This is a genomic window from Nostoc sp. UIC 10607, assembly GCF_047228265.1.
In the GTDB taxonomy this organism is placed as follows: Bacteria; Cyanobacteriota; Cyanobacteriia; order Cyanobacteriales; family Nostocaceae; genus Nostoc; species Nostoc foliaceum_A.
In genome coordinates this window covers 1-1,144 of record NZ_JBIQNW010000193.1, presented here as the reverse complement: position 1 = coordinate 1,144, position 1,144 = coordinate 1, and the positions used below count along the sequence as shown (strand labels likewise).

General features: G+C 43.2%; 1 protein-coding gene. It reads right to left on the bottom strand.

Annotated elements, in window-relative coordinates:
* Window positions 1-308: 308 nt before the first annotated feature.
* Window positions 309-1,097: a tryptophan--tRNA ligase gene (gene trpS, locus ACEYW6_RS36305; RefSeq protein WP_412983621.1), complete on the bottom strand. Its 789-nt coding sequence runs from the start codon at window positions 1,095-1,097 to the stop codon at window positions 309-311.
* Window positions 1,098-1,144: the final 47 nt, after the last annotated feature.

The window sequence follows — 1,144 nt, the reverse complement described above, 5'->3', positions numbered from 1 at the left end:
CGTGGCAGTGGTGATGGTGGTTATAGTGCTTACAGTGGTGGTGACGGAGGTGGTGGTGGTGATGGATGTGGTGGCGGCGGTGACGGAGGTGGTGGCGGATGTGGTGATTGAATGAGTTTGGCTACTAGAAAAGACGTGCCGAACGCAAGTGCGTTTCGTAGGAAAGGCATTGCCTCTCGAACGCGAGTGCGTCTCTGAAAGAGAAGAGAAGGTATCGCCTCTGCTTAATCCCTAGCGAAAATTAGCCAGAAGATAATGGGATTTGAATTTCTTAAATGATATAGCAAATCACACTTAAAAGTAAAAGCTTAGAGAGGAAGGGAATAGCCTAAAGCAGCTTTTACTTGTGATAAAGTTTGATTTGCGATCGCTCTAGCTTTTTCTCCTCCATCTCGTAACACAGAGTTCAAATAGCTTTTGTCTGCCGTTATCGCCTGATATTTTTCTTGAATTGGTTTTAATGACTCAATAACTGTATCTGTCAACAATGGCTTAAATTGTCCCCAACCCATATCCTGGCATTCAACCGCGACATCTTCTTTTTTCTTCCCAGATAGCAATGTATACAGCGTTAACAAGTTATTACACTCTGGACGCGCAGGATCATCAAAAGTTAAACCCCGAATCGGATCGGTTTTACAACGTTTAATCTTATATTGAATCTGATCTGGCGAATCGAGCAAAGTGATTAGGCTTAACTCCGAAGGATCGGACTTTGACATTTTACGTGTACCGTCAGCCAGACTCATCACCCTTGCCCCTTCTTTACGAATCAAAGGTTCTGGTAGCTTCAGCACGGGCTGATCTGGTTTACCAAATTGGTGATTTAACCGAGCGGCAATATCACGTGTCAATTCCAAGTGCTGCTTTTGATCTTCACCAACTGGCACTTTATCCGCTTGGTAAAGCAAAATATCAGATGCCATCAAAACAGGGTAATCCAATAAACCTGCACTCACATTTTCTCCTTGCTTTACAGCCTTTTCCTTGAACTGGATCATATCTTGCAGCCAGTTTAGAGGTGTAATGCAGTTGAGCAACCAAGTGAGTTCACTGTGGGCCGGAACGCATCCGTGAGAGGTTAAGATAAAGTGCATTTTGTCAACCAGTTAAAATACTCAAAATAGTCTTATTGAAAATGATA

Bases quoted from the DNA above. Each gene is read 5' to 3' on its own strand.
- trpS (WP_412983621.1), bottom strand. From the start codon at position 1,097: ATGCACTTTATCTTAACCTCTCACGGATGCGTTCCGGCCCACAGTGAA.